This window comes from Arthrobacter sp. StoSoilB20 (genome assembly GCF_019977295.1).
Classification (GTDB): domain Bacteria; phylum Actinomycetota; class Actinomycetes; order Actinomycetales; family Micrococcaceae; genus Arthrobacter; species Arthrobacter nicotinovorans_A.
In genome coordinates this window covers 3,839,816-3,862,827 of record NZ_AP024651.1, presented here as the reverse complement: position 1 = coordinate 3,862,827, position 23,012 = coordinate 3,839,816, and the positions used below count along the sequence as shown (strand labels likewise).

Below are 23,012 nucleotides of genomic sequence, written 5' to 3'. Positions count from 1 at the left end.
ACCCAATTGCCGCAGCTTGCCCGCCGCCTGTTTGTACTGCCCCCCGAACTCGAAGGGGCAGCACGGAACTGGCTTGAGCTCGGCGAGCGGACCCCCAGGGCCGCCCGCTTCGCGTCATCCGTTGTGCTCTTGCGCGACTCACCCACCGGCTTGGAAACCTGGCTTGGCTACAGGCCAGGTTCCTCGCCGCTGGGCGTTGTCGCCTTCCCCGGCGGTTCCCTCGATCCGTCCGACGACGACCCCGTAGGTTGGATCGGCCCCACCCCGCAGCAGTGGGCTGAGCACATGGGAACGGACGACGTCGGACTCGCCCGCCGTCACGTTGTGGGCGCTATCCGCGAACTCTTTGAAGAAACCGGCGTGCTGCTCGCAGGTCCGGACGCATCTTCCACTGTTGAATCGAATTCCACGGTGGACTGGATGCGAGCACGGGAAGCAGTTGCCGCGCAGGAAAAATCCTTTACGGAGATGCTCTCCAAGCGCGGGCTTTCCCTCCGCACCGATCTCCTGAAACCCCTGGTGAACTGGCTGAGCCCGGACTTCGCGCATACCCGCTTCAACACCCGCTACTTCGCTGCCACGGTTCCGGTGAACCAGCAGCCGAGCATCCTGGAAAGCAAGGGCGTGTGGGGTCGCTGGGTGACCGCGGCCGAGGCGATCGCACTCCGCGACACTCCGGCGCTCGGCGACGAGATCGGCCAGGCGAATACTGTGGGCCTCACCCTCGGCCAACTCCTGGTTCCCGGCTCCGAAATCATGCTCGAGAAAATGTCGGCCGCCAACGGATGCATCGCCTACCTGAGCTACAAGCGCAAAGCGCACGTGTACCAGGCCAAACTGGTGGACGAGGGCGGAATCCTGATGCTCGAGGTCGAAGCCGCCCGCACAATCGCCGGAGAGCCCCAGCGCGAGCGCTAGCCGCACGCTCTTTCACGTCCCCCGGGTTTGGGCCGGACGGTCTCTCATGTCCCCCGGGTGCGGGCCGCACCGTCCCCCAATGCCAACAAAAAAGCCGCCCCGGTGACAACCGGGGCGGCTTTTCTGATGTGATGCTTAGCGGGAACGCTGGCGAAGACGCTGCATGTCCAGAATCACCACGGCGCGGGCTTCGAGGCGGAGCCACCCACGCTGAACGAATTCGGCAAGCGCCTTGTTTACGGTTTCGCGGGAAGCGCCCACCAGCTGGGCGAGTTCTTCCTGCGTGAGCTCGTGAGCCACCAGGACACCGTCGGTTGCCGGACGGCCGAAGCGATCAGCCAGGTCCAGCAGGGCCTTGGCAACGCGGCCGGGAACGTCGGAGAAGACGAGGTCGGACAAAGAGTCGTTGGTCCGACGCAGGCGGCGGGCCAGGGCCTGCAGCAGCTGCGCGGAAACCTCGGGACGCGTGCGGAGCAGTGCGTTGAGGCTCTCGTTCTTGAGGCCGGCCAGACGCGTCTCCGAAACGGCGGTGGCCGTGGCGGTACGCGGGCTGGGGTCGAACAATGCCATTTCGCCGAAGAGCTCGCCCGGGCCGAGGATGGCCAGCAGGGACTCGCGGCCATCGGGGGAGGTGCGGCCGAGCTTCACCTTGCCGGAAACGATGAAGTACAGCTGGTCACCCTGGTCGCCTTCGCGGAACACCGAAGCTCCACGTGAAAGGTCCACCTCGGTGAGTTCGTCCGTCAGCAAGCGGAATGCGTCGTCGTCAAGGGTGGCGAAGAGGGGTGCGCGGCGCAATACCTCGATGTCCATGAAATCTCCTGAATATAAGTTTCGGTCGTGGCGCTCAGGCCATTGTTTCAGAATTTTTAGGCTTCTGTGACGTACTTGGCACGCGAAACGCTGAAACTACGCGGGTTTCAGCCATGGAACGCCCTAAATGAGGGCCTCGGAACAGGCTAAGAGCAGCATTCACAGGGCTGCCGTGGTGATGTGACTAACGGTTGGTTGTCAGGGTCCACAACTACAATTGGCGCTACGCGGCTATGAGGAGCATTGGTGTTTGGCTTGACGATATTGGATTTCGCATTGATCCTGATGCTCCTGTCCTACCTGATCTATGGCCTGCGCAACGGCTTTATGGTCACGTTGGGTGGAATTGCCGGATTCGTGGTCGGCGCCATCGCAGCGTTCATCGCCGTGCCACTTGTGAGCGGGTGGGTGACGGACAGCGGTTGGAGGCTGACCGCCACGGTGGGTGCCGCCGTCGTACTTATTGCTTTGGGTCATGGGCTTGGAACCATGATCGGACGCAAAATCCGCCACGCCGTGCGGATCAAGCCGCTGCATGCCGTTGACCGCTTGATCGGCGGCGTAGTGAGCGTAGTGGTGGCGGCGCTGGTCATGTCCATGTTGGCGTTCAGCATCAGTTCGCTTGGTGTGCCTTTTGTTTCCCAGCAACTGGCCGGTTCCCGGGTGATCCGCTACATCGACAACATCACTCCAACGCCCGTCAAGAGCACCATGGCACAGTTGCGTTCCACCGTGATCGGCGATGGCATTCCCAAGCTCATCGAGGGCATCGGCCCTGTGACTCCGGTGCCCGTTCCCAACGCCTCCACGGACACCCCGGCCCTGAACCAGGCAGCGGAGTCAGTCCTCAAAATCGCCGGCACAGCCTTTGAATGCGGCCAGAACCAGACCGGGTCCGGATTTGTCGTGGCGCCCGGGCGCGTCGTGACCAATGCCCACGTCGTGGCGGGCGTGTCGCAGCCCGTGGTGGAAGTTCCCGACGGCGGTGCGTTGCCGGGTCGGGTGGTTTACTTCGACCCCCAGCGGGACATCGCAGTCCTGGCCGTGGATGGACTGCAGTCCAGTCCGCTGCCTATGAGTGCGGACCTGCCCGACGGCAGCCCTGCGGCTTTCGCGGGGTACCCGCACGGCGGTCCTTTCCAGTCCAAGCCGGCAACGGTGCAGGGGATCTCGACCATCATTGTCCCGGATATTTACGGCGCGAATCCTTCTCCGGAACAGGTCTACAAGTTGGCCGGTGATGTTCAACCGGGCAACTCGGGTGGTCCGTTGCTCACCATGCAGGGGGAGGTGGCCGGGCTCATTTTCGCTAAGACAACCACCAACGCCGCCCTGGGCTTCGCCCTCACCATGGCAGACCTGGAACCCGTGGCCGCGCAGGCTTCAGGCCTCAGCAACCCCGTTACGCCGGGCCAGTGCACCCGTAAGTAACGGTTCTCCCGCATGGTGGGTGTTTTCTGGCCGGCACCGCTCACGGAGCGGGCACGGTTCCCGTGAGTTCCCAGGCCGCTATAGATTGGGAGCCATGACTGAAGCCACTCCCGCCACCGAAGCTGGTCGCGGCACCATCCTTGTGATCAATGGACCCAACCTCAACCTCTTGGGCACACGCGAGCCTGAGAAGTATGGAACGTCAACACTGGCCGACGTCGAGCAGCTCGCCATGTCGGCGGCCTCAGCCCATGGCTTCACCGTTGACTGCGTGCAATCAAACCATGAAGGCGACCTCCTGGACGCCATCCACGCAGCGCGAGGCACCGCCGTCGGAATTGTGATCAACGCCGGTGCCTACACGCATACATCAGTGGCACTCCGTGACGCCCTGGCCGCAGTGCAGCTGCCAGCCGTCGAAGTCCACATCACCAACGTCCACCAGCGTGAAGAGTTCCGCCACCACTCGTACTTGTCGGGTGTCTGCACTGCGATCATCGTTGGCGCGGGCGTACTTGGGTACAAGCTGGCTATCGATTATCTGGCGGACGCCGTCTAAAACGCAGGGGATGTGCGTGAGGGTTCCCGGGAAGCCCAGGGGATGTGCGTGAGGGTTCCCGGGAAGCCCTTGGGATGTGCGTGAGGGTTCCCGGGAAGCCCTTGGGATGTGCGTGAGGGTTCCCGGGAAGCCCAGGGGATGTGAGTGAGGGTCAGAGGGCCGTGAACCGCAGCAGGATGGCGTGCTCCGGGTTCAGGACCGGCATCGGCAGGCCCACTTCGCCCAGGAAACGTCCCGTGGCTTCGGCCCCGGACGCCAACCACGGCGCGGGCTTTGCCTCAGTGAAGGTGTGCCCGTAGTCGGCGTCACCGGGTGTCGGGAAAATCGCCTCCACCCGGTATGAACGGGAAGGAACCATTCCCGGGATCGCCACCCGTCCGGTCAGCTCCCCAAAGCCTGTACGGGTCTTCACCACAGCGAAAAGTGCAGCAGTGGCACCAGCGGGTGTGCCGCCGTCGGCCCCTTCAGTATCGGCAACAACGCCGTGCACCATCAGCGACTCGTCCGGCACATCGGCCCGCACCATTCGTCCACTGTGGATCAGTCCGCGGTGTTCCTTGTACAGGCCGATGAAGCGCTTGAGTTCCTCGCGCTCCGCCCCGGCGACGCTGCGGACGTCCCACTCCATGCCAAAGTGCCCGAAAAGGGCAGTGATGGCGCGGAAGGAGAGGTCGTGGGTGCGGCCAGTGGTGTGCGACGTCGTGGGTCCAATGTGGCCGCCCACCAGCTCCGGCGGAACCACCAATCCGGTCCATCGCTGGATGGTCTGCCGTTCCAAGGCGTCGTTGCAGTCCGACGCCCAGATACGGTCGGTCCGTTCCAGGATGCCGAGGTCTACACGCGCGCCACCGGAGGAGCAGCTTTCGATTTCCACCCCGGGATGGGCGGCCTTCAAGGCGTCGAAGAGCCGGTAGGCAGCCAGTGTTTGCTCGTGGACCGAAGCCCGGCCGGCATGTCCGTGTTCCAGGAGGTCCCGGTTCTGGTCCCACTTGAGGTAGCTGATGCTGTTCTCGCTCAGCAGCGCGTGGATGCGGTCGTATATGTACTGCCAGGCGTCCGGGTTTACGAGGTCGATCACATGCTGCTGCCGCCATCCCAGGGGCAGCCGGCCACCGTCCTTGTGGGAAATTGCTGAGGGCCCCACGATCCATTCGGGATGCGCCCTGGCGATGTCGGAGTCCAGGTTGACCATTTCCGGCTCCACCCAGAGACCGAACTCCATACCGCGACTGGTCACGGCATCAATCAACGGCGTCAGCCCATCGGGCCAGAGGGTTTCGTCAACGTACCAGTCGCCCAACCCGGCGTGGTCGCCGCGGCGCCCGCGGAACCAGCCGTCGTCGAGCACAAAACGCTCAACGCCAAGCTCAGCCGCCGATTCCGCCAGCTCGATCAGGGTGTCCAGGTTGTGGTCGAAGTACACCGCTTCCCAGGTGTTGAGGACTACTGGGCGGGCCTTTCCGGAAGCTGCACCCACGTGGTGCGGACGTGAGCGGAACCAGGAGTAGAACGCTTCCGAGATCCCATCCAAACCACGGTCTGAGTAGGCGGCAAACAGTGCAGGCGTGGTGTAGCTCCCGCCCGGCTGAAGGATGACTTCGGCGGGTCCCAGCAGCTCTGAGCCGCCTACCATGGTGCGCCCATCGGCGACGCTGTCCGCAAATTGCTCGTGGTTGCCGCTCCAGGCCAGGTGCGTGGCCCACACCTTGCCGTGGCGGTTGCCGAACCCGGCGGTCCCCGCAGCCAGCAGGAGGGATGAGTCGTGTCCAGTACGTCCGTGGCGTCCGGTCCGGACCCACGTTCCCTGTTGGATGGCCCGGCGCTGCGGGTGGCGTTCACGGCACCAGCGACCAGTCAGGTCCAAAAGTTCGACGGCGTCAGGCGCCACCGGGAGCATCGTCGCCAGCTCATCAATCTGGAAAGGGGAGGTGCCGTCGTTCGTAGCCGTGTGCCGCAGTTCGAGAAGCCCGCCCGGGTGCAAGGTGAGGTTGCTGGTCACGGTGATGCCGGCGTCGGGATCGGACTGAACCACGACGGCGGCAGTACCGTCCGCCGTCGCGCTCACCGTGCGAAGACGGAGGGAGAAATCAAAGCCGGGTACGCCGTCGGTAATGCGGTGGCCACGCAGTCCGGGCCGTCCTTGCCAACTCGAGGAAGCCTGCGGCAGGAGCCCTGCGGGGACGTTGGCGTCGATGGCGGAAGGCGGAATTGGCTCGTTGAGAATGGCCAGGTCAGGCAGGGTCTCGCCCAGGTCGGCTCCCCAGTGGGTTATCTCAGCCTCTCCGCGGTGGGTGCTGATCACCAGGCTGGTACCTGCGGAACGGAGGTGGAGCGGGTGCATGTATGAAGTCACTTTCAATCGGTGGGCTCTGGGCCGGTAAAGGGGCGCTGCGGGGCCCGCTCTGCGTGCTTCGCGATGAAAATAACGCGCAAAGCGGGCCCTACAACAGGGGGTGTTACTTCGCGAAGAGCGCGTTGACCTGTTCGTTGGCTGCCGTCAGCGTACTGGCCGGTGCCTTGCCTGCGATCACAGCGTCAACTGCAGGCTTCATGATTCCGGCAACCTTGGCGGCGTTGTCGGTGATCGGGAGCATGAAGGTGGTCTTGTCCTTCACGTGCTGGGTGAAGGCACTGACGTCCACGTTCTTGGCCTTGAAGGCTTCTGCTGCCTTCTCGGAGGAGGTGGTGATGGCGGGGAACACCACGGCCTTGGAAGCTACGACGTCCTGGCAGGCTGCGGAGCCGAGGTATTCGACCCACTTGATGGCAGCGTCCTTCTTCTTGGTGCCAGCCCACACGGAGTCGGCCAAGCCGTTGAACATGGAGGCGCGTTTGCCTTCGGGGCCCTGGGGAGTGGGGGCGATGCCAACGTCAATGCCCTTGTAGCCGGTGTACTGGCCGATCATCCAGGAACCGTTGCTGTTGATGGCGGCCTTCCCCGCGCCGAAGCTATCGGCGGCGTTGGCGCCAACGGTGGTTTCAAGCTTGGGCATGTAGCCCTTCGCGGCGAGCGATGCCCACCAGTCGATGGTGTCCTGGAGCTTCTTGTCGTCGTAGTTGAAGTGGGTGCCCCACGGGTTCTTGTCTGTGGTGGTCCAGCCCGTGGTGGCGGACAGGTAGCTCCACTGCGTCTGGCCCGCGTTCTCGGCGTCGGAGCCCGGCAGCCCCAACCCATAGACGGCAACGTTGTCCTTGTCGAAGCCTGCTTCGTCGCCGCGTTTGCCGTTCTTGTCCACGGTGAGCCGGGCGATTGCTTTCTCGTACGTTCCACCGTCCTGCGGGTTCCAGGTCAGCGAGCCCATCTGTTCAGGGGTGATGCCGGCGTCGGTGGCCATCTTCTGGTTGTAGAACAGGGCAACGGTGTCCCAGTCTTTGGGCAGTCCGTAGCGCTTTCCATCCTGGCCCACCCAGAGGTCGGCAAGGCCTTCGTTGTACTGGGAAACGTCTACGTTGTCCTGCTTGATGGAGTCGTCAAGGGCCACGAGTTGCTTGGTCTTGAGGAAGTCCGGGTACTTGGAAAGGTGGTCCGTGAAGACGTCCGGTGCGGTGCCGGAAGCCATGCCGTTGGTGAGCTTGGACCAGTAGTCGTCCCAACCGGTCTGGGTGATCTTGACAGTGATGTCCGGGTTGGCCTTGGTGAAATCGGTGGCGCACTGCTGGTAGGCAGGAAGCTGGTTGGCATCCCAGAGCCAGTAGTTGATCTCGCCCTTGGCAGCTTCTGCCCCGGAGGCTCCGCCCGAGCAGGCGGACAGTGCGAGGACAGCGGCTGCGGCGACAGCGCCCAGTGCCTTCTTGTTCATCATGGTTGGTCCTTTCAGGACGGGTGGGGGTGCGTGCCGGCACATGCCGGTTTCCGCGGGAGGGAGGAGATTATTTGGTGCCGTTGAAGCCGATGGAGTTGACGATTCGTTTGCCGAAGATGGCGAAGAGGATCAGCACGGGAGTAGCGGAGACGAGTGTTGCTGCCATGAGCCCGGACCAGTCCGGCGCGCCCTGCGGGGACTGGGATTTGAAGACTCCCAGACCCACGGTCAGTACCCGGGACTCCTCGGAGGTGCCTACCAGTAATGGCCAGAAGTATTCGTTCCACTGACCCATGAAGGTCAGCAACGCGAGGGTCGCGATCGGGGCAGCTGCGTTGGGCATGATGATCTGGAAGAAGATCCGCCAGTGCTTGGCGCCGTCCAGCATTGCAGCTTCTTCGACTTCCCTGGACATGTTCAGGAAGAACTGGCGCATGAAGAAGATCGCGAATGGGGTCATGAACAGGTAGGGCAGCACGAGCCCCAGCATGGAATTGAGCAGGCCCAGGTTCTTGATGAGCAGGAAGTTGGGCAGGGCCGTGAAGATCGGCGGGACCAGCATGGTGGCAAGGAACAGGGAGAAGACTGCGTCGCGGCCTTTCCACCGCAGCCTGGAGAACGCGTAGGCGGCCATCGAGCTGAAGAACACCGCACAGGCTGTGGTGATGCCGGAGAAGAGCAGCGAGTTCCACAGGTACTGCCAGAAATTGATCGAAGCGCCCGAGCCGCCTTCGGCGATGGCTTCGGAGGCACTTTGGAGGCCGAAGACACGCTTGAACGCGCCCAGGTTGAAGTCGGCCGGCAGCAGGTTGGCGGAGTTCGCGGCGAGGGAGCCGTTGGAGGACAGCGCGGTGCGCAGCACCCAGTAGAAGGGCAGGATGCTCACGGCTACGGCCAGGGCGAGGAGGGTCAGGGCGATGGCACGTCGCCAGTTGAAGGGCCGGCTGAATGCTCGACGGCGGCTGCCGGACTTGGGCGATGCAAGAGTGGTCATGGCGTGTCCTTAGTCCAGGTCCGACTGGTTGCCGCGGAGGAATTTCATCTGGATGAAAGCGACGATTGCGAGGATGAGGAAGAGGATGACGGCCAAGGCGGATCCGTAGCCGAAGTCCTGCTCGTTGAAGGCGCGCTGGTAGATGTAGAACTGCAGCACCCGGGTCGCGTTGACGGGTCCGCCGGCCGTGGTGACGGCCACGGTGTCGAAGACCTGGAAGGAGCCGATGACTGTCACTACGAGGACCAGTACCAGGACCGGCCGCAACAGTGGCAAGGTGATCCGCCAGAAAGTGCTCACCGCCCTGGAGCCGTCGATGCTGGCGGCCTCGTAGACGCTGTTTGGGATGGCCTGGAGTCCGGCGAAGATCAGGAGGGCTGTGTAGCCCATGTGCCGCCACGTGTTGATCAGTGCCTGGGTGGGGATGGCCCATTGCTCACTGCCGAAGAAGGCCACCCGCGGAAGCCCGGTCCATTCGATGATCTGGTTGATGATGCCGATCTGGTAGTCAAGCATCCAAAACCAGAGCAGGGCCGCGATGACGTTTGCCATCAGATAGGGCATCAGGAGTGCGCCGCGGATGAGGGTCGACTTTGCCACGCGATGCATCAGGATGGCAAGGCCCAGGGCCAAGGCCGTTTGGAGGACGATGTTGATCACTACGTATTCAGAAGTGACGCCCAAGGCATTCCAGAACAGCGGGTCCTTGGCTATGCGTTCGTAGTTCCGCGTACCGATCCATTCGGGGTCGCCGAGGATGCTGTACTCGGTGAAGCTGAGGTAGATGCCCCTGATGGTCGGGACGAGGTAGAAGAGGATCAAGCCCACCATCGCCGGTGCGATGAAGAAGAGGGCTACCTTCAGGTCACCGATGCCGCGGAACCCATCGGACGGTTTTCCCCGCTTGCGTGGTTTTCCTGGTTTCCGGGCCGCACCGGTGGTGGGCCCCGGATCCGGTTGTTTGGTAATCGTGGTCATCATCGACCCTTTCCTGGCTGTGATGTGCGTAACAACTGGTGGTGAATCTACACGAGTAGATCTGAGCATAGCAAGAGCTGGCGCAAACTTTTGGGGAATAATGTTCACAAATGTTGTTTCTGTTGACTCGAGTAGATTCCGATGCAAGACTCGACGGGAAATCAGGGAAGTACACGCGGAGGCTGCTCTATGGGCCCAGGAAAGGTAAACAATGACGTTTTCGATCGGTGTTGTGGGTGTAGGGCAGTTCGGTAGCCAGTTCGCCCATTTGTTCAAGCTCCACCCGGGCGTCAGTGCCGTGTATGCGGTGGATGAACTCCCCGAACGGGCAACTGCAGCGCAGGAGCGTTGGGGACTGGATGGAGTGATGGGCAGCTTCGAGGAACTGTTGGAGTCCGACGTCGATGCTGTCGCCATCTTCACGCAGCGGTGGACCCACGGCCCCTTGGTGGAGCGCGCCCTCAGGGCCGGCAAGCACGTCTATTCAGCAGTGCCGATGGCCATTTCCGAAGAGGAGATAGCACGGATCATCGAGGCTGTCCGGGAGACCAAACTGGTCTACGCCATGGGAGAGACCAGCTACTACAACCCAGCCACGGTCTTCGCCCGGCAGCAGCACGCGGCAGGCAAGTTCGGCCGCATCTTCTACACCGAGGGAGATTACGTCCATGACATGGACCTCGGCTTCTATGAGGCTTATCAGTACAGCGGCGGAGAGCGGTGGAAGGAAACCGCCAGCTACCCGCCCATGCTCTACCCGACACATGCCATTGGTGGCGTCCTCGGCGCCGTTCCTGGCCACGCCGTCAGCGTCAGCTGCATCGGGGTGAAGGACCAGCGCGGCGATGGCGTCTTCGATAAGGACGTGAGCATGTTCGCCAACGACTTCTCCAACGCCACGGCGTTGTTCGAAATGAACGACGGCGGTGCGATGCGCACCAACGAGATGCGCCGCGTGGGGTATCCATCGCATATCCGTGAGTCCCGCTTCCGGTTCTTCGGCACCGAGGCAAGCTTCGAACAACTTGCCACCACCACGGTGTGGCAGGACAAGTCCACGGTGGAAGACGTCTCCAAGCAGGTGGAAACCAAACCCACCATGTCCCTGGATGACCCCTCCCTGGCAGAGGTTGCGCCGGAGTTGAGGGATGCCTTCATTTCGGGGTTGGCTCCGGTGCATGACCAGTCCAGGCTCCCGCAGGAGTTCCTGGGCGCACCCAACGGACACGAGGGCAGCCATCAGTTCCTGGTGGACGACTTTGTGACAGCCGTGAACAACCGGTCTCTTCCCCCGGTGAACGCGTGGGTGGCTGCCCGGTTCACCCTCCCCGGCATCATCGCCCACGAGTCCGCGCTGCGTGGCGGGGAGCGCCTGCCCATCCGCGACTTCGGTGATGCCCCCGTGGAGTAGCTAGCATTTACCTCATGACACCTTCGGCGGTACAAACCTCGCGCGGCCCGGTTACACGCAAAGACGTGGCCCGGTACGCCGGGGTGAGTACCGCCGTCGTCAGTTATGTGGTGAACGGTGGCCCCAAGAATGTGGCCCCGGCAACGGAAGCCAAGGTGCGCGAGGCCATCCGCGTCCTTGGGTACCGGCCCAACGCTGCCGCCCGGGCACTGAAGCTGGGATCCAGCGAAACCATCGGCGTGGTGGTTCCGGATAACACCAACCCGTTCTTCACCCACTTGGCCCATGCCGTGGAAGATGCTGCGGCGGAACTGGGCTTCGGCATGGTGCTTACCAACTCGGACGGAAGCCTGACGCGCGAACGCAAGAATATCCGCACCTTGGCTGCCCGGCAGGTGGACGGTGTGTTCCTTGCCAGTTGCGTGTTCGATCCCGACGTCTCCGAACTCGAGGCCTCCGAGATCCCCGCGGTGTTGCTGAACAACGCGGGCTCACCCCCTGGGTTCAACAGCGTGGGTGTTGACCTGCAAGCTGGGGCCAGGGCCGCCGTGGAGCACCTGATCGGCCACGGCCACACAAACATTGGCCTGGCGATCGGCACCAATACCGGCAACCAATTGGACGGGCGCGAGGTGGGTTGGCTGGCGACCCTGCGTGAGGCGGGACTGCCTGACGGGCCCATGCTGCATGGTCCCTTCAGCCGACCGGGCGGGTATGAGGTGGGCAAGAGGTTCCTCTCCATGGCCAACCGCCCCACAGCGATCTTCGCCAGCAACGACATGCAGGCGATCGGTATCCTCAGGGCACTTCATGAGGCCGGCGTGCGGGTGCCCGAGGACCTTGCGCTGGTGTCCTTCGACGGCTCCTTGGATTCCGAGTACAGCTGGCCCGCGCTCACTACTGTGGCCCAGCCCGTCAAGGCCATGGCCCAAGCTGCCGTGCAGGCCCTGGTTGGCAAGAGCCGCGGGGACGAGCTGCAGCACCATATCCTGCCCACCGAGCTGATCATCCGGCAGTCCTGCGGCTGCAAATAACCCCGCGAGGTGGCATTTAGTGACAATGTTGTGCGGGCGCCAACACTGTCCTTAAGTGCCACCTCGCGGGGCTTTTGGGGGAGGGGGCTCCACAGGGGATTACGACGGCGGCTGGTCGGGTCAGGAGTCCATGCTCGCGTAGCGCTCCGGGCGGGCCAGCACCTGGTTGATCTGAGCCGTTCCCGCCGCGACGGCCAGCCGGACCAGCAGGAAACCCGCCACAAATACGCCGCCAATGGTCAGAAGCACCACGGGCTGGGTCAACAACACCATGCCCGTCAGCGGCAGGACCAAGGCGGCCGCAGCGGCTGCGGAAAGGCCGGCCACCAGGAACAGCGGGGACATAACAGCCTTCACCCGCGAGGCCACCATGAGCTTGCGCGGCATGCCCACCCGGTCCAGGGCCACCAGGGTGGACGCCCGGTCCAGCACCGAAGCCGCCTGGTTGACGCCCGCTGAGCAGGCCACCATCAGGAATGAGCCCAGAAGTGTGATCATCACGCCTGTGTTGATATCGCGCACCAACAGCGCGGCCTCGTTGTCCGCTCCGGAGCCCATGGTGTCTGCCACGGCCATGCCCACGCCCACAAAAACGCCCACAAAGCTGGTCATCGCGACGCCCCCAACTTGACGCCACGATTCCTTGGGACTCTCCAGGACGGTCCGGGCGGCCAGCAGTTGTTCCGGGCGCTTGGCCCGTTTGAGCTGCGAGGACGCCCGCAACCTAAGGACCCAGGGACCCATCAGGTTCAACGCCAGCAATGCCAGCCCAAAGCAGCCACCCATGACGGCCACGATCACAATGAACCCGCCAAAGCTGCTGAGCATACCCATCGCAACCACTCCCACAACCACCACAACAGCCGCGATGAGCCCGCGAACCCAATGGACGCCGTCGGCCGATTGCCGTGTCCTGACTCCCAACGGCGTCACCACCACTTTGCGAAGTCCCAAGGCGGCACTTGCTGCAGCCAGCACGCAGACGGCGGCAATGCAGCCCAGGATGGACGGTACGGTCAGCCACGCATGGCCGGCAATCGCCTGGCCCCGGAACTGGATCAAACCCAGGAACGGTGCCGCGCAGGCGTACAGTCCCGCGCCCGCGAGTGCGCCAACAGCCGCGAGCACGGTGGACTCGATGACAGTCATCCAGACCACAGTGGCGCTGTCCGCACCCAGCAAACGCAGGGACGCCAAGCGGTCATCACGACGGCGGGCGGCGAGTCGGGCGGCGGAGGCCCCCAGCGTCAGGAGCGGGATGATGAGCAAGACCATCGCGACGACGGCCAACGCCTGGTAGGTACCTGCGATGTCGTCGGACCAGGACCAGAAAACCTGTGAACCACCGGCCACGGTCAGCAGGAGGGCAGTGACCGTGCCGAAGGCCAGAACAGGAAGTCCGGCATCGCGCAGGCCCGTTTCGCGCAGGCTGCTGCCGCTGCTTCGCGCCAGGTAAGGGGTGAGCCGGAGGGCCATGGAGAGACTAGACATTGAAGGCACCCTTGAAGTTGGTGGCCTGGGTGTTGGTGGCCTGGGTATTCAGCTTGGCCTGGGTATTCACGGGTGCCGGGATTTTCGCCGGCTGGACAGGGGCCGACGGGGGAACGGGTCCGCCACTGTCCGCCACGATCCTGCCATCACGCAGCTCCACCACCCGTTGGCACCGGGCTGCGACGTTGGGATCGTGGGTGACCACCAGCAGTGTCCGTCCGTTGGCGGCCACGGAGCGCAGCAAAACGTCCAGGACTTCAGTGGATGTGGCGGAGTCCAAGGCGCCCGTGGGTTCGTCCGCGAAGACAACCCGTGCACCGGTTACCTGGGCCCTCGCGATCGCCACTCGCTGGACCTGCCCACCTGACAACTCTCCCAAGCGGCGCTGCTCCATGCCGGCAAGGCCCAGGGCACCAAGCCATTCGGCGGCCCGGGACTCGGACGACGCCCGGTCAGTCCCGTTGAGCATCAGGGCCAGCGCAACGTTCTCCACGGCAGTCAATTCCGGCAGGAGCATGCCTTGCTGGAACACGAATCCGAACTCTTCCCGGCGCAGGCGGGACAACGCCGCGTCTCCCAAAGTATCCAGGCGCAAAGGCGCCGATGGCGTGTGCAAGGTGATGGAACCGGCGTCGGGCCTCAAAATACCGGCAAGGCAGTGCAACAAGGTGGTCTTGCCCGAGCCGGAGGGCCCGATGATCGCGATGGACTCGCCGGCGTTCGCCGTGAAGTCAACCTGGTCCAAGGCAATGCTGCCGGGGTAGTGCTTGGTGAGTTGCTGGGCGTGGAGGATGGCGTTCATATATCCAGCATCGCCGTCTGCCCCGTCCGGCCGCGTCAGTCCCGCGGCTGAACTCTGCGGCCAGGCCTCCACCCGCGGTATGAGTCAGGCGCCGGCGATCCTTAGCTTCGCCACATTCTCGGCCAGCACCCGCCGGGCATCCTCGCCCAGCAGGGAATCGGTGATCAGTTCATCGGCCTCTTCCAGCTGGGCGATCGAAGCGATGCCCACCACGCCCCACTTGCTGTGATCGGCCAGGACAACGGTGCTCCGGGCGGAGGCCATGAAGGCGCGGTCCGTTTCTGCTTCGAGCAGGTTCGGCGTGGTGAAACCGGCCTGGGCATCCATGCCGTGGACGCCCAGGAACAAGACATCCAAGTGCAGTTGCTTCAGGGAAGCGGTAGCGATGGGTCCCACCAAGGCGTCCGAGGGCGTGCGCTCGCCGCCGATCAGGATCACGGTGGAGCCGAAGCGGGCGGGGCCGGACGACGATCCGTGATGAAAGAGATCAGCTATCCGTACGGAGTTTGTGACCACGGTGATGCGGGGCCCGTGAACCAGTTCCTGCGCCAAGGCCCACGTGGTGGTTCCGGCGCTGAGGCCAATAGCCATGCCTTCCTGGACGATGGATGCAGCCTCGACGGCGATCGCATGCTTTTCGGCGGTGAGCTGAGTGGACTTCAGCTCGAACCCCGGCTCATGCGTGCTTGCATCACCGGGCAGTTTCGCTCCGCCGTGGATGCGCTCCACGCGGCCGGTTTCCTCCAGTGCTTCGATGTCCCGGCGGACGGTCATGGGGGAGACCCCCAGCAGCTGTGCGAGGTCCGAGACCCGGACCACGCGTTCGCGCTGGACGGCATCAATGATGGCTGAGTGGCGTGCTGCCTGAAGCATCAGGGCCTTTCTGGAGGGCCTCGTTCAAGGTGAGGCTGAGTCTGGCTCCAGTCTAGGACGCGGTCCCTCCGCCCGGTGGCTCATTGGGTCGCGGCGTCGTCACGCGGGCGTCACGCAACTGCTCCAAAGCACGACGGCGCCGCTCACCCCGGGAGGTGGGCGGCGCCGTCGTTTACTGCTTACTTACGGAGCGAATCCGCGATCTGCTGCATGATGCCGGGATCTGCCAGTGTGGTGGCATCGCCCGTGTCGCGGCCTTCTGCGATGTCCTTGAGGAGGCGGCGGACGATCTTGCCGGACCGTGTCTTGGGCAGTTCAGGCACGATCAGGAGCTGCTTGGGCTTGGCGATCGGGCCGATTTCCTTGCCCACATGGTTGCGCAGTTCCAGGACGGTTTCGTCGCCGTTGTTCACGGCGTCACCGCGGAGGATGACGAACGCCACCACGGCCTGGCCGGTGGTCTCGTCCGCGGCACCAACCACGGCGGCCTCGGCCACGGATGGGTGGCTGACCAGGGCGGACTCGATCTCGGTGGTGGAGAGGCGGTGTCCGGAGACGTTCATGACGTCGTCCACGCGGCCCAGGAGCCAGACGTCGCCGTCTTCGTCCTTCTTGGCGCCATCGCCGGCGAAGTACATGGCCTCGAAACGTGACCAGTAGGTGTCCTTGAAGCGTTCCGGGTCGCCCCAGATGCCGCGCAGCATGGACGGCCACGGTTCGCGGACCACCAGGTAGCCGCCTTCGCCGTTGGCCACGGACTGGCCGTTTTCGTCCACAACGTCCACTGCGATTCCCGGCAGTGGAACCTGGGCTGAGCCGGGCTTGGTAGCCGTGACGCCGGGAAGCGGGGCGATCATCTGCGCGCCGGTTTCGGTCTGCCACCAGGTGTCCACGATCGGTGCGGGGTGTTCCTTCTTTTCACCGTTCTTGCCGGCGTTGGCGCCGATGACATCCCGGTACCACATCCAGGCTTCGGGGTTGATGGATTCGCCCACTGAGCCCAGCACGCGGATGGAGGAGAGATCGTACTTGTCCGGGATGTCCCGGCCCCATTTCATGAACGTCCTTATCGCGGTCGGTGCGGTGTACAGGATGGAGACCTTGTACTTCTCCACGATTTCCCACCAGCGGCCCTGGTGGGGGGAGTCCGGGGTGCCTTCATACATGACCTGGGTGGCGCCGTTGATGAGCGGAGCGTAGGTGACGTAGGAGTGGCCGGTGACCCATCCGACGTCGGCGGTGCACCAGTACACGTCCGTTTCGGGGTGGAGGTCGAATACGGCCTTGTGCGTGTAGGCGCCCTGGGTGAGGTAGCCGCCGGTGGTGTGCAGGATGCCCTTGGGCTTGCCCGTGGTGCCGGAGGTGTAAAGGATGAACAGCGGGTGCTCGGAGTCGTGCCCGACGGCGGTGTGCTCGGTTGCTGCCTTATCAACCGTTTCAGACCACCAGAGATCGCGGCCTTCCACCCAGTTGACGTCCTCGCCGTTGCGCTTGACCACAACAACGTTCTGAACCGTATGACCTTCTTTGGACAGGGCTTCGTCCACTGCGGGCTTCAGCGCGCTCGGCTTGCCGCGGCGGTAGGTGCCATCGGCGGTGACCACGAGCTTGGCTTCGGCGTCCTCGATCCGGGAACGCAGGGCATCGGCGGAGAAGCCACCGAACACCACAGAGTGCACGGCGCCGATGCGGGCGCAGGCAAGGAGCGTGATGACGGCCTCGGGGATCATGGGAAGGTACACAGCCACGCGATCACCCTTGGCCACGCCGAGGGACTCGAAAGCGTTGGCGGCCTTCTTCACTTCTTCGGTCAGCTGCGCATACGTGTAGGTGCGGGTGTCCCCGGGCTCGCCTTCGAAGTAGATGGCAACGCGGTCACCCAGGCCATTCTCAACGTGGCGGTCCAGCGCGTTGTACGCCGCATTGACCTCGCCACCGACGAACCACTTGGCGAATGGCGGGTTGGACCAGTCAAGCGCCTCGGTGAAGTCCTTGTCCCACGTCAACAACTCGCGTGCCTGCTTGGCCCAGAACGCGGGACGGTCTGCCTCTGCCTCTGAATAGGCGTCAGCGCTGGTCACGGCGTTCGCGGCGAACTCTGCAGAGGGCGCGAACTTGCGGTTCTCGTGGAGGAGGTTTTCAAGTGCCTCGACGTGTGCGGCCGATCCGTTCTGAGCAGTTGAAGCTGCAGCGGTGGCCGTGGATCCGGTGGTGTCCTGGGACATGTGAACCTCATCATTCATCGATCTTTGCTGCGCGGAACCTGTCGCGAGGCTCCCGCCCGGGCCGTCGTCGGCGTCGAACGTCTCCCCGAAAGGTCCGCAGAGTGCTGTCCGCCATCAACACTATCGCTTCGGAAGGTCCTACGTGTGCGTCGTCACAAACGTGCCAGCGAGCGGCGCGGATTTAGCGACGAATGGCGCCTCAGGCGGTGGGGAACCGTTTACATGACGTACGACGGCGGCTCCCGCCCGCCGCTGTTACGGGGCAACTGCAGGCCTCGATCTGTAAGGAACCTTGGAGTTTGCTGTGGGCGAAGCCGGAAGGCCGTTTTCAGCTAGAACCCTGTCAGTGGGGTGGCATAGGCTGAAGAAGTCCTGGGACGCACCTTGAGCGTGGCCGGTTTTCCGCGGATTCCTGCGGGGGTCGCCTGTCCGGACTGCCCAGGACGCCGCCGTACGAAGGAGAAATAGATGAACCAGCTGAGCCCAGGCCCGCACGACACACCGCGAACGGGGCCCGAGACCACGGCTGGAACGGCCACCGCACCAAGTGCCAACGCTGGTGCAAATCCTGATGCTGCCAAGAAAGACGCCACCAAATACGACGCCGTCGCAGGACCCTTCACCATCCGGGACCTCACTGTTTTCGGCTCAGCGCTGCTGATGTTTGTTGCGTCCTTACTGCCGATGTTCGGAGGGCTCTTCAACCTCTGGAACCTTGGCAGCCTCTTCTTCCTGCTGCTGGGGATCATCCTGCCGCTGGTTGTGGTGGCACTCTTCGTAGCCCGCAGATTGAAGCCTGGAACCATCGTCCGGGTGGGTTCACTGTCCGTTGACCAGTTCGCGTCCGTCACGGCGTCCTTCGCCTTTCTCCTCTTCTTCCTGACCATCGCCGTCTCATTCAACGGCAGTGCCCTGCTGGGTCTTATCGGTTCCGCGGGCCTGCTTGCCGCAACCGTCCTGGCACCGCACCTTCCCTGGTTGTCAGCTGATTTCAAGGACCGCGCGGAAGTCCCGGCCCACGTGGTAGCCCGCGAGGCCGCAATTCCCAGCCGCAAGCCGGCCGCTCCCAAAGCACCCAAGGAACCCGTAACTCCCGCTCCGGCCGCAGGGCAGGCTACGGCTGGATCGGCCCCCGGTTTCCAGGCTCCCGCCGGTAACGCATCCTCCGTGAACGCATCCGGCTCTTACGCTCCCGGCTCTCACGACTCCGGTTCGCAGGCTGCAGGCTCGCAAGGATTGGTTGCCGGGGCTCCCGGCGCGGGTGCTGGTGCAGCTACCAGCGGTGCTGGTGCAGCCTCCAGCGGTGCTGGTGCGTCCGCTGTCGGTGGGGTTGGCGCTGGCGGTACCGGGGCCACAGGTTCCAGCCCGTTCGCTCCGCCGGCCAACTACGGTGCTGCGTCGTCGGACGCTGCGGAGACACCCGCCGTCGTGCATTCAGCGGACGTCAGTCCGGCCGCCAGCGCTCCGGAAGGCCGCTCTGGAGCCGTTGGCTCCGCCGCCGGGAGCAACCAGGAAACCGCCGGCAGCCCTGCACCGGGCGTGGCGGCTCCGGCTCCTGCCGGCGATAGCGCGCCTTCCTCTGCGGCTGAGCCGGTACCGGAAGCCGCGAAGGGTCCTGAAGTGAAGCCGGAAGTCGCAACTTCCCCTGTCGCCGCCGAACCTGCCACAACGCAGCACGCCGCGGAACCTGCCACAACGCAGCACGCCGCTCAACAGCCAGCCGCGCAACAGCCGTGGGCTGCCACCATGGCCACTCCCATCGTTTCCGGCGACACCCGTCGGGTCAGCGAATCGATCGGTGCCACGGTGGATCCCGCCAGTCGTCCGGACGACTCCGACTCACCGCAATACGAGGCGTTCTGGTTCGCTGTTGCCCAACCGCGGACTGCGTACGACGAACACACGGGCACCCCTGCTTTCACCATCGAACCGGGTGGCTGGGTGTTGGCGCTGGAGGACCGCGGCCATGAGTTCCTGGTGCAGGATACCGACGGCAAGGTTGGGGTTCTTCGGGAGCTCAGCAACATCGAACGCGGCTAGGCAGGGACCCCGTGGCCATCGCTGAAGCTGGTTCGCTGCTCGCACTCAAACGCCGGGCCCGCAAGATCAACCGGGTCCTGGCGGAAAAGTATCCGTACGCGCACGCGGAACTGGACTTCCGGAATCCGTTTGAGCTGGTGGTGGCCACGGTCCTGTCAGCACAGACCACGGACGTCCTGGTCAACCAGGTCACCAAGATCCTGTTTGCCCGGTACCCGGATGCGCGGGCCATGTCAGAGGCTGATCCCGTGGAACTGGAGACCATCCTTCAGCCCACCGGCTTCTTCCGGGCCAAAGCGCGGAACGTCCTGGCACTCAGCAACCGGCTGGTGGACGAGTACGACGGCCAGGTTCCCGGCAGGTTGGAGGACCTGGTGTCGTTGCCCGGCGTCGGGCGGAAAACCGCCAACGTGGTACTGGGCAACGCGTTCGGCATCCCCGGAATCACGGTGGACACGCACTTTGGGCGGTTGGCCCGCCGATTCGGATGGACGGAGTCCGATGATCCCGTGAAGATCGAGTTCGACGTCGCGGAATTGTTTGAACCGCGGGACTGGACCATGTTGTCGCACCGCGTGGTGTTCCACGGCCGCAGGGTATGCCACGCCAGGAAGCCCGCCTGCGGTGCCTGCCCTGTGGCCAGCCTCTGCCCCAGTTACGGCGACGGCGAGACGGATCCGGTCAAAGCAGCCAAGCTGTTGAAGTACGAGCTCGCCCCGGGCAATGAGGCGCTGCTGGACAAACTGTTGGCGGAGACCCACCGCGCCGCGGAAATCCGCATGGAATCGCAAAGGAGGCCCGGGTGACCGCGCTTGAAGAACTCTCGGCGCTGGTGACCCGGTTCGAGGCCGGCGAACAGCAGCACTCTGCTCTGTGGGAGAAGCTCCCCGTCATCCCCGAAACAAACAGGCCTGCCGCGGTGCTCATGCTCTTCGGCGTGCTTGATGACGTACCCGCAGAGTCCGACCGCCCCATAGCCCCGGCGGACCTTGATGTCCTCTTGTTGGAGCGCGCACACACCCTCGATGACCACCCAGGCCAAGTAGCCTTCCCAGGCGGCATGGTGGACCCGGAGGATGAGTCGGTGGTGGCTGCGGCATTGCGGGAAGCCGTCGAGGAAACCGGGCTCGACGCCAGCGGTGTCCGTGTGCTCGGCGTTATTCCCGAGCTCGGACTGATCCGCAGCAATTTCCGGGTGACTCCCGTGCTGGGCTGGTGGGACAAGCCATCGCCGGTACGCGTAGTGGACTTCGCTGAGTCCGCGCAAGTGTTCAGGGTGCCGGTGCGCGACCTCCTGGATCCAGACAACCGCGTCACCGCCACCATCACCCGCTTCGGCCGCACCTACACCAGTCCTGGTTTCACTGTGAACGGAGTGCTGGTGTGGGGCTTTACCGGGATGATCCTGAGCGGACTTTTCGACGAACTGGACTGGACCGTCCCCTGGGACACGGAGAAGCTGCGCGACGTCGACCTCTAGCAAAACGGTCGCTGTCAGGCGGCCTTGCGCGCCGCCGTCGAACGGTCCACTATCAGCCCTGTCGCGGCGTTCTCCCGCACGGCCTTGATGCCTGCAATGACACCGTCAAGGTGTCCGTACGTGGGCGATTCGGCCACAACCGTGCCGTCGGCCGCGGTGAGGCGGAACCTGTACGTCTCGTCGCTGTCTTTGAGAATTTCGAACCTGCCGGCCATTGATGCTCCCCCTTGTGCTTCCGCGCAGAAAAATGTGGAAAACAACGTATCCACATAGCGAAAGTAGCCAGAACCAGGGGAGAACGAAAGTTACTTGGCGGTACCGGTCATTCCGCCTCATATGGCGAGATATGACTGGATAGTCCACGAGGTTGTGGGTACTGTGCGGCTACTTCGCCTTGTCATAGGACTCGACGACGGCGATGCTCACCGGGAATTCGACCGGGATTCGTCCGAACATGAGCTCCTTGGCCGCGGCGGCTGCTTCCTCGATGGCTTGGATACAGGCTTCCACCGCCTCGTCCGGGGCGTGAACCATCACTTCGTCGTGCAGGAAGAAGACGAGCTCCCCGGAAGGCAAGCCTTCGGCGCGCATGGCCCGCAGCCGCCGTCGTAATTCAGCGAGCCAGCAGGCCGCCCATTCCGCAGCCGAACCCTGGACTACGAAGTTGCGGGTGAAGCGGCCCCGGGAGCGGGCCAGGTTGTCCGCGCGACGCTGTTCTTCGGCAGTGGTGGACTGCTGGCTGCGCAACCAGCCCAACGACGGCGGCGGGCTGCTTCGGCCCAGCCTCGTGGTGACGGTCCTGCCGGCCTCGCCTTGGCGGGCGGCTTGCTCCACGAACCCGACGGCACGCGGATAGGTGCGCGTGAGCTGCGGCATGAGCCTGCCCGATTCGCCAGTAGTGGCGCCGTAGATTGCTCCCAGCAGTGCAATCTTGGCCTTGGCCCGGTCGCCGCCGAAACCCTGGGCCGCAATGCCCGCGTAGAGGTCTTTGTCGCGGGCGGCCTCGGCCATCTTTGTGTCCTGGGCAAGCGCCACCAACACGCGCGGTTCGAGTTGCGAGGCATCAGCGACGATGAGTTTGTGGCCGGGATTGGCATGGACCGCACCGCGGATGTTCCGCGGGATCTGAAGCGCACCGCCGCCGCGGGAAGCCCAGCGGCCGGACACGACGCCGCCCACCACGTATTCCGGGTGGAACCTGCCCTCCCGCACCCATGCGTCCAGCCATGCCCAGCCGTTGGCCGTGTGGAGGCGGGAGAGTTTCTTGTAGGCGAGAAGGGGCTGGATGGCGGGGTGTTTGGACTCCTGCAGCTCCCATTGGCGCGTGCTCTTGACCTCTATACCGTTCCGGTGGAGGGCTCGCATGAGGTCCTGGGGGGAGTCCGGGTTCAGGCCAGGGGAGTTCAGGAGGCTGCGGAGCTCGGCGCAGAGAGCTTCAAGGGCCGGAGGCCTCCGTCCTTGGGGCGGCCTGGGTCCGAGGACGTCGGCGAGGATCTGCTGATGCAGCTCTTCGCGCCAGGGGACACCGGCGTGTTGCATCTCCACGGCGATGATGGCGCAGGCTGATTCGGCGGCCAGCAGCAGTTGGAGCCGTTGCTTCCGCTGCTCATCGCTGGACACCTGAGCCACTGCCTGTTGTTGGGCTGCGAATTCCTCCCGGAGTTCGGCCAGCCCCGCTTTGGGGTTGGACGGGGCAGGATCTTCAAACAAGGCCCCCTGGTCCGCAGGAGGGGGCGGTGGTTGAAGAGCGCGCGGTGGAGCCGAGTCATCGTCCTGCGTGATCTTGACGGCATGCCGGGCGTAGTCGGTGTCCGCCGTGAATTCCGAGTGCGCCAGGATGGCTCCACACAGTGCCAGATCATGGCATCGCTCCAGCTCCACACCGTGGGTCAGCAGTTCCGGATACCAGTCCATGGCGCGATGCCACACCCAGCGGGGCCGCTGGGTTTCGAACTCACGCACGACGCCGGGAAGCTCACCTCGCGTGACCACGCGCGCGTCCGCCGTGGGCTTGCCGGTGGGGGAAATTCTTTGTATGGCTGCGCCTTCCGGGTGGGCGGCGAGCAGCAAATACATGGTCTCTATTCTGCCTTGTGCGTGGTGGTGCGTTGTGCGTGGTGCTGCCCTGCACTGTTCCTCCACATGTGGCCCCGGGCAGCC

At 64.1% G+C, this 23,012-nt stretch carries 19 protein-coding genes; 8 read left to right on the top strand and 11 right to left on the bottom strand.

Features of this window, described 5'->3' with window-relative positions; all coding sequences use genetic code 11:
- The first annotated feature begins 6 nt into the window (after window positions 1-6).
- Window positions 7-918 carry an NUDIX hydrolase gene (locus LDN85_RS17510; RefSeq protein WP_026541391.1) on the top strand — a complete coding sequence of 304 codons (912 nt, stop codon included), beginning with the start codon at window positions 7-9 and terminating at the stop codon, window positions 916-918.
- A 135-nt stretch (window positions 919-1,053) separates the two neighbouring features.
- Here the strand turns inward: LDN85_RS17510 and LDN85_RS17505 are convergent, their stop codons facing one another.
- Window positions 1,054-1,731 (bottom strand): Crp/Fnr family transcriptional regulator, encoded by a 678-nt coding sequence (locus LDN85_RS17505; protein ID WP_011775987.1) that lies wholly within the window; start codon window positions 1,729-1,731, stop codon window positions 1,054-1,056.
- Window positions 1,732-1,977: 246 nt separating this feature from the next.
- On the opposite strand from LDN85_RS17505, the gene LDN85_RS17500 reads away from it, so the two are divergent.
- Complete coding sequence (locus LDN85_RS17500; protein WP_026546554.1) at window positions 1,978-3,162, top strand: MarP family serine protease; 1,185 nt, start codon at window positions 1,978-1,980, stop codon at window positions 3,160-3,162.
- 94 nt (window positions 3,163-3,256) lie between these two features.
- Window positions 3,257-3,721 carry a type II 3-dehydroquinate dehydratase gene (gene aroQ / locus LDN85_RS17495; RefSeq protein WP_026546553.1) on the top strand — a complete coding sequence of 155 codons (465 nt, stop codon included), beginning with the start codon at window positions 3,257-3,259 and terminating at the stop codon, window positions 3,719-3,721.
- Window positions 3,722-3,872: 151 nt separating this feature from the next.
- Here the strand turns inward: aroQ and LDN85_RS17490 are convergent, their stop codons facing one another.
- From LDN85_RS17490 to LDN85_RS17475, 4 genes are all read right to left on the bottom strand, one after another.
- Window positions 3,873-6,062, bottom strand: coding sequence for an alpha-galactosidase (locus tag LDN85_RS17490; RefSeq protein ID WP_223945486.1), 2,190 nt, complete (start codon window positions 6,060-6,062; stop codon window positions 3,873-3,875).
- A 115-nt stretch (window positions 6,063-6,177) separates the two neighbouring features.
- Window positions 6,178-7,524 (bottom strand): sugar ABC transporter substrate-binding protein, encoded by a 1,347-nt coding sequence (locus tag LDN85_RS17485; protein WP_026541387.1) that lies wholly within the window; start codon window positions 7,522-7,524, stop codon window positions 6,178-6,180.
- A 67-nt stretch (window positions 7,525-7,591) separates the two neighbouring features.
- The gene (locus LDN85_RS17480; RefSeq protein ID WP_026541386.1) at window positions 7,592-8,518 is read right to left on the bottom strand and encodes a carbohydrate ABC transporter permease; all 927 of its coding nucleotides are present in this window, start codon (window positions 8,516-8,518) and stop codon (window positions 7,592-7,594) included.
- Window positions 8,519-8,527: 9 nt separating this feature from the next.
- Window positions 8,528-9,349: a sugar ABC transporter permease gene (locus LDN85_RS17475; RefSeq protein WP_081733348.1), complete on the bottom strand. Its 822-nt coding sequence runs from the start codon at window positions 9,347-9,349 to the stop codon at window positions 8,528-8,530.
- A gap of 358 nt (window positions 9,350-9,707) precedes the next feature.
- Here LDN85_RS17475 and LDN85_RS17470 point away from each other — a divergent pair, with 358 nt between their 5' ends.
- Complete coding sequence (locus LDN85_RS17470) at window positions 9,708-10,907, top strand: Gfo/Idh/MocA family oxidoreductase (RefSeq protein WP_223943673.1); 1,200 nt, start codon at window positions 9,708-9,710, stop codon at window positions 10,905-10,907.
- Between the two features lie 14 nt (window positions 10,908-10,921).
- Window positions 10,922-11,941, top strand: a complete 1,020-nt coding sequence (locus tag LDN85_RS17465; protein WP_026541383.1) for a LacI family DNA-binding transcriptional regulator — start codon at window positions 10,922-10,924, stop codon at window positions 11,939-11,941.
- Between the two features lie 120 nt (window positions 11,942-12,061).
- Here LDN85_RS17465 and LDN85_RS17460 read toward each other — a convergent pair whose 3' ends face one another.
- The 4 genes from LDN85_RS17460 to acs form a co-directional block, all read right to left on the bottom strand.
- Entirely contained in the window at window positions 12,062-13,432 is a 1,371-nt protein-coding gene (locus LDN85_RS17460) for an FtsX-like permease family protein (RefSeq protein ID WP_223943672.1), read from the bottom strand.
- On the bottom strand, window positions 13,425-14,234 hold the full coding sequence (locus LDN85_RS17455; protein WP_223943671.1) for an ABC transporter ATP-binding protein: 810 nt from the start codon (window positions 14,232-14,234) through the stop codon (window positions 13,425-13,427). Before LDN85_RS17455 ends, LDN85_RS17460 begins: the two co-directional genes overlap by 8 nt.
- Before the next feature lie 84 nt (window positions 14,235-14,318).
- The gene (locus LDN85_RS17450; protein ID WP_223943670.1) at window positions 14,319-15,107 is read right to left on the bottom strand and encodes a DeoR/GlpR family DNA-binding transcription regulator; all 789 of its coding nucleotides are present in this window, start codon (window positions 15,105-15,107) and stop codon (window positions 14,319-14,321) included.
- A gap of 179 nt (window positions 15,108-15,286) precedes the next feature.
- Window positions 15,287-17,332, bottom strand: coding sequence for an acetate--CoA ligase (acs, locus tag LDN85_RS17445; RefSeq protein ID WP_026541379.1), 2,046 nt, complete (start codon window positions 17,330-17,332; stop codon window positions 15,287-15,289).
- 468 nt (window positions 17,333-17,800) lie between these two features.
- Between acs and LDN85_RS17440 the strand changes: the two genes are divergently transcribed.
- Genes LDN85_RS17440 through LDN85_RS17430 form a run of 3 tightly spaced genes read left to right on the top strand, consistent with a single transcriptional unit; the run spans window position 17,801 to window position 20,852 of the window.
- A complete protein-coding gene (locus tag LDN85_RS17440; protein ID WP_223943669.1) occupies window positions 17,801-19,372 on the top strand; it encodes a hypothetical protein in 1,572 nt (523 codons plus the stop codon).
- Between the two features lie 11 nt (window positions 19,373-19,383).
- On the top strand, window positions 19,384-20,178 hold the full coding sequence (gene nth / locus LDN85_RS17435) for an endonuclease III (protein WP_223943668.1): 795 nt from the start codon (window positions 19,384-19,386) through the stop codon (window positions 20,176-20,178).
- Entirely contained in the window at window positions 20,175-20,852 is a 678-nt protein-coding gene (locus LDN85_RS17430) for a CoA pyrophosphatase (RefSeq protein ID WP_223943667.1), read from the top strand. Before nth ends, LDN85_RS17430 begins: the two co-directional genes overlap by 4 nt.
- A 14-nt stretch (window positions 20,853-20,866) precedes the next feature.
- On the opposite strand, the gene LDN85_RS17425 is transcribed toward LDN85_RS17430, so the two are convergent.
- A complete protein-coding gene (locus LDN85_RS17425) occupies window positions 20,867-21,067 on the bottom strand; it encodes a DUF1508 domain-containing protein (protein ID WP_026541370.1) in 201 nt (66 codons plus the stop codon).
- A gap of 169 nt (window positions 21,068-21,236) precedes the next feature.
- Complete coding sequence (locus LDN85_RS17420) at window positions 21,237-22,928, bottom strand: bifunctional 3'-5' exonuclease/DNA polymerase (protein WP_223943666.1); 1,692 nt, start codon at window positions 22,926-22,928, stop codon at window positions 21,237-21,239.
- Between the last annotated feature and the right edge of the window lie 84 nt (window positions 22,929-23,012).

Bases quoted from the DNA above. Each gene is read 5' to 3' on its own strand.
- LDN85_RS17505 (WP_011775987.1), bottom strand. From the start codon at position 1,731: ATGGACATCGAGGTATTGCGCCGCGCACCCCTCTTCGCCACCCTTGAC.
- aroQ (WP_026546553.1), top strand. From the start codon at position 3,257: ATGACTGAAGCCACTCCCGCCACCGAAGCTGGTCGCGGCACCATCCTT.
- LDN85_RS17490 (WP_223945486.1), bottom strand. From the start codon at position 6,062: ATGCACCCGCTCCACCTCCGTTCCGCAGGTACCAGCCTGGTGATCAGC.
- LDN85_RS17485 (WP_026541387.1), bottom strand. From the start codon at position 7,524: ATGATGAACAAGAAGGCACTGGGCGCTGTCGCCGCAGCCGCTGTCCTC.
- LDN85_RS17480 (WP_026541386.1), bottom strand. From the start codon at position 8,518: ATGACCACTCTTGCATCGCCCAAGTCCGGCAGCCGCCGTCGAGCATTC.
- LDN85_RS17475 (WP_081733348.1), bottom strand. From the start codon at position 9,349: ATGGTGGGCTTGATCCTCTTCTACCTCGTCCCGACCATCAGGGGCATC.
- LDN85_RS17470 (WP_223943673.1), top strand. From the start codon at position 9,708: ATGACGTTTTCGATCGGTGTTGTGGGTGTAGGGCAGTTCGGTAGCCAG.
- LDN85_RS17465 (WP_026541383.1), top strand. From the start codon at position 10,922: ATGACACCTTCGGCGGTACAAACCTCGCGCGGCCCGGTTACACGCAAA.
- LDN85_RS17460 (WP_223943672.1), bottom strand. From the start codon at position 13,432: ATGTCTAGTCTCTCCATGGCCCTCCGGCTCACCCCTTACCTGGCGCGA.
- LDN85_RS17455 (WP_223943671.1), bottom strand. From the start codon at position 14,234: ATGAACGCCATCCTCCACGCCCAGCAACTCACCAAGCACTACCCCGGC.
- LDN85_RS17450 (WP_223943670.1), bottom strand. From the start codon at position 15,107: ATGCTTCAGGCAGCACGCCACTCAGCCATCATTGATGCCGTCCAGCGC.
- acs (WP_026541379.1), bottom strand. From the start codon at position 17,332: ATGTCCCAGGACACCACCGGATCCACGGCCACCGCTGCAGCTTCAACT.
- LDN85_RS17440 (WP_223943669.1), top strand. From the start codon at position 17,801: ATGAACCAGCTGAGCCCAGGCCCGCACGACACACCGCGAACGGGGCCC.
- LDN85_RS17425 (WP_026541370.1), bottom strand. From the start codon at position 21,067: ATGGCCGGCAGGTTCGAAATTCTCAAAGACAGCGACGAGACGTACAGG.
- LDN85_RS17420 (WP_223943666.1), bottom strand. From the start codon at position 22,928: ATGTATTTGCTGCTCGCCGCCCACCCGGAAGGCGCAGCCATACAAAGA.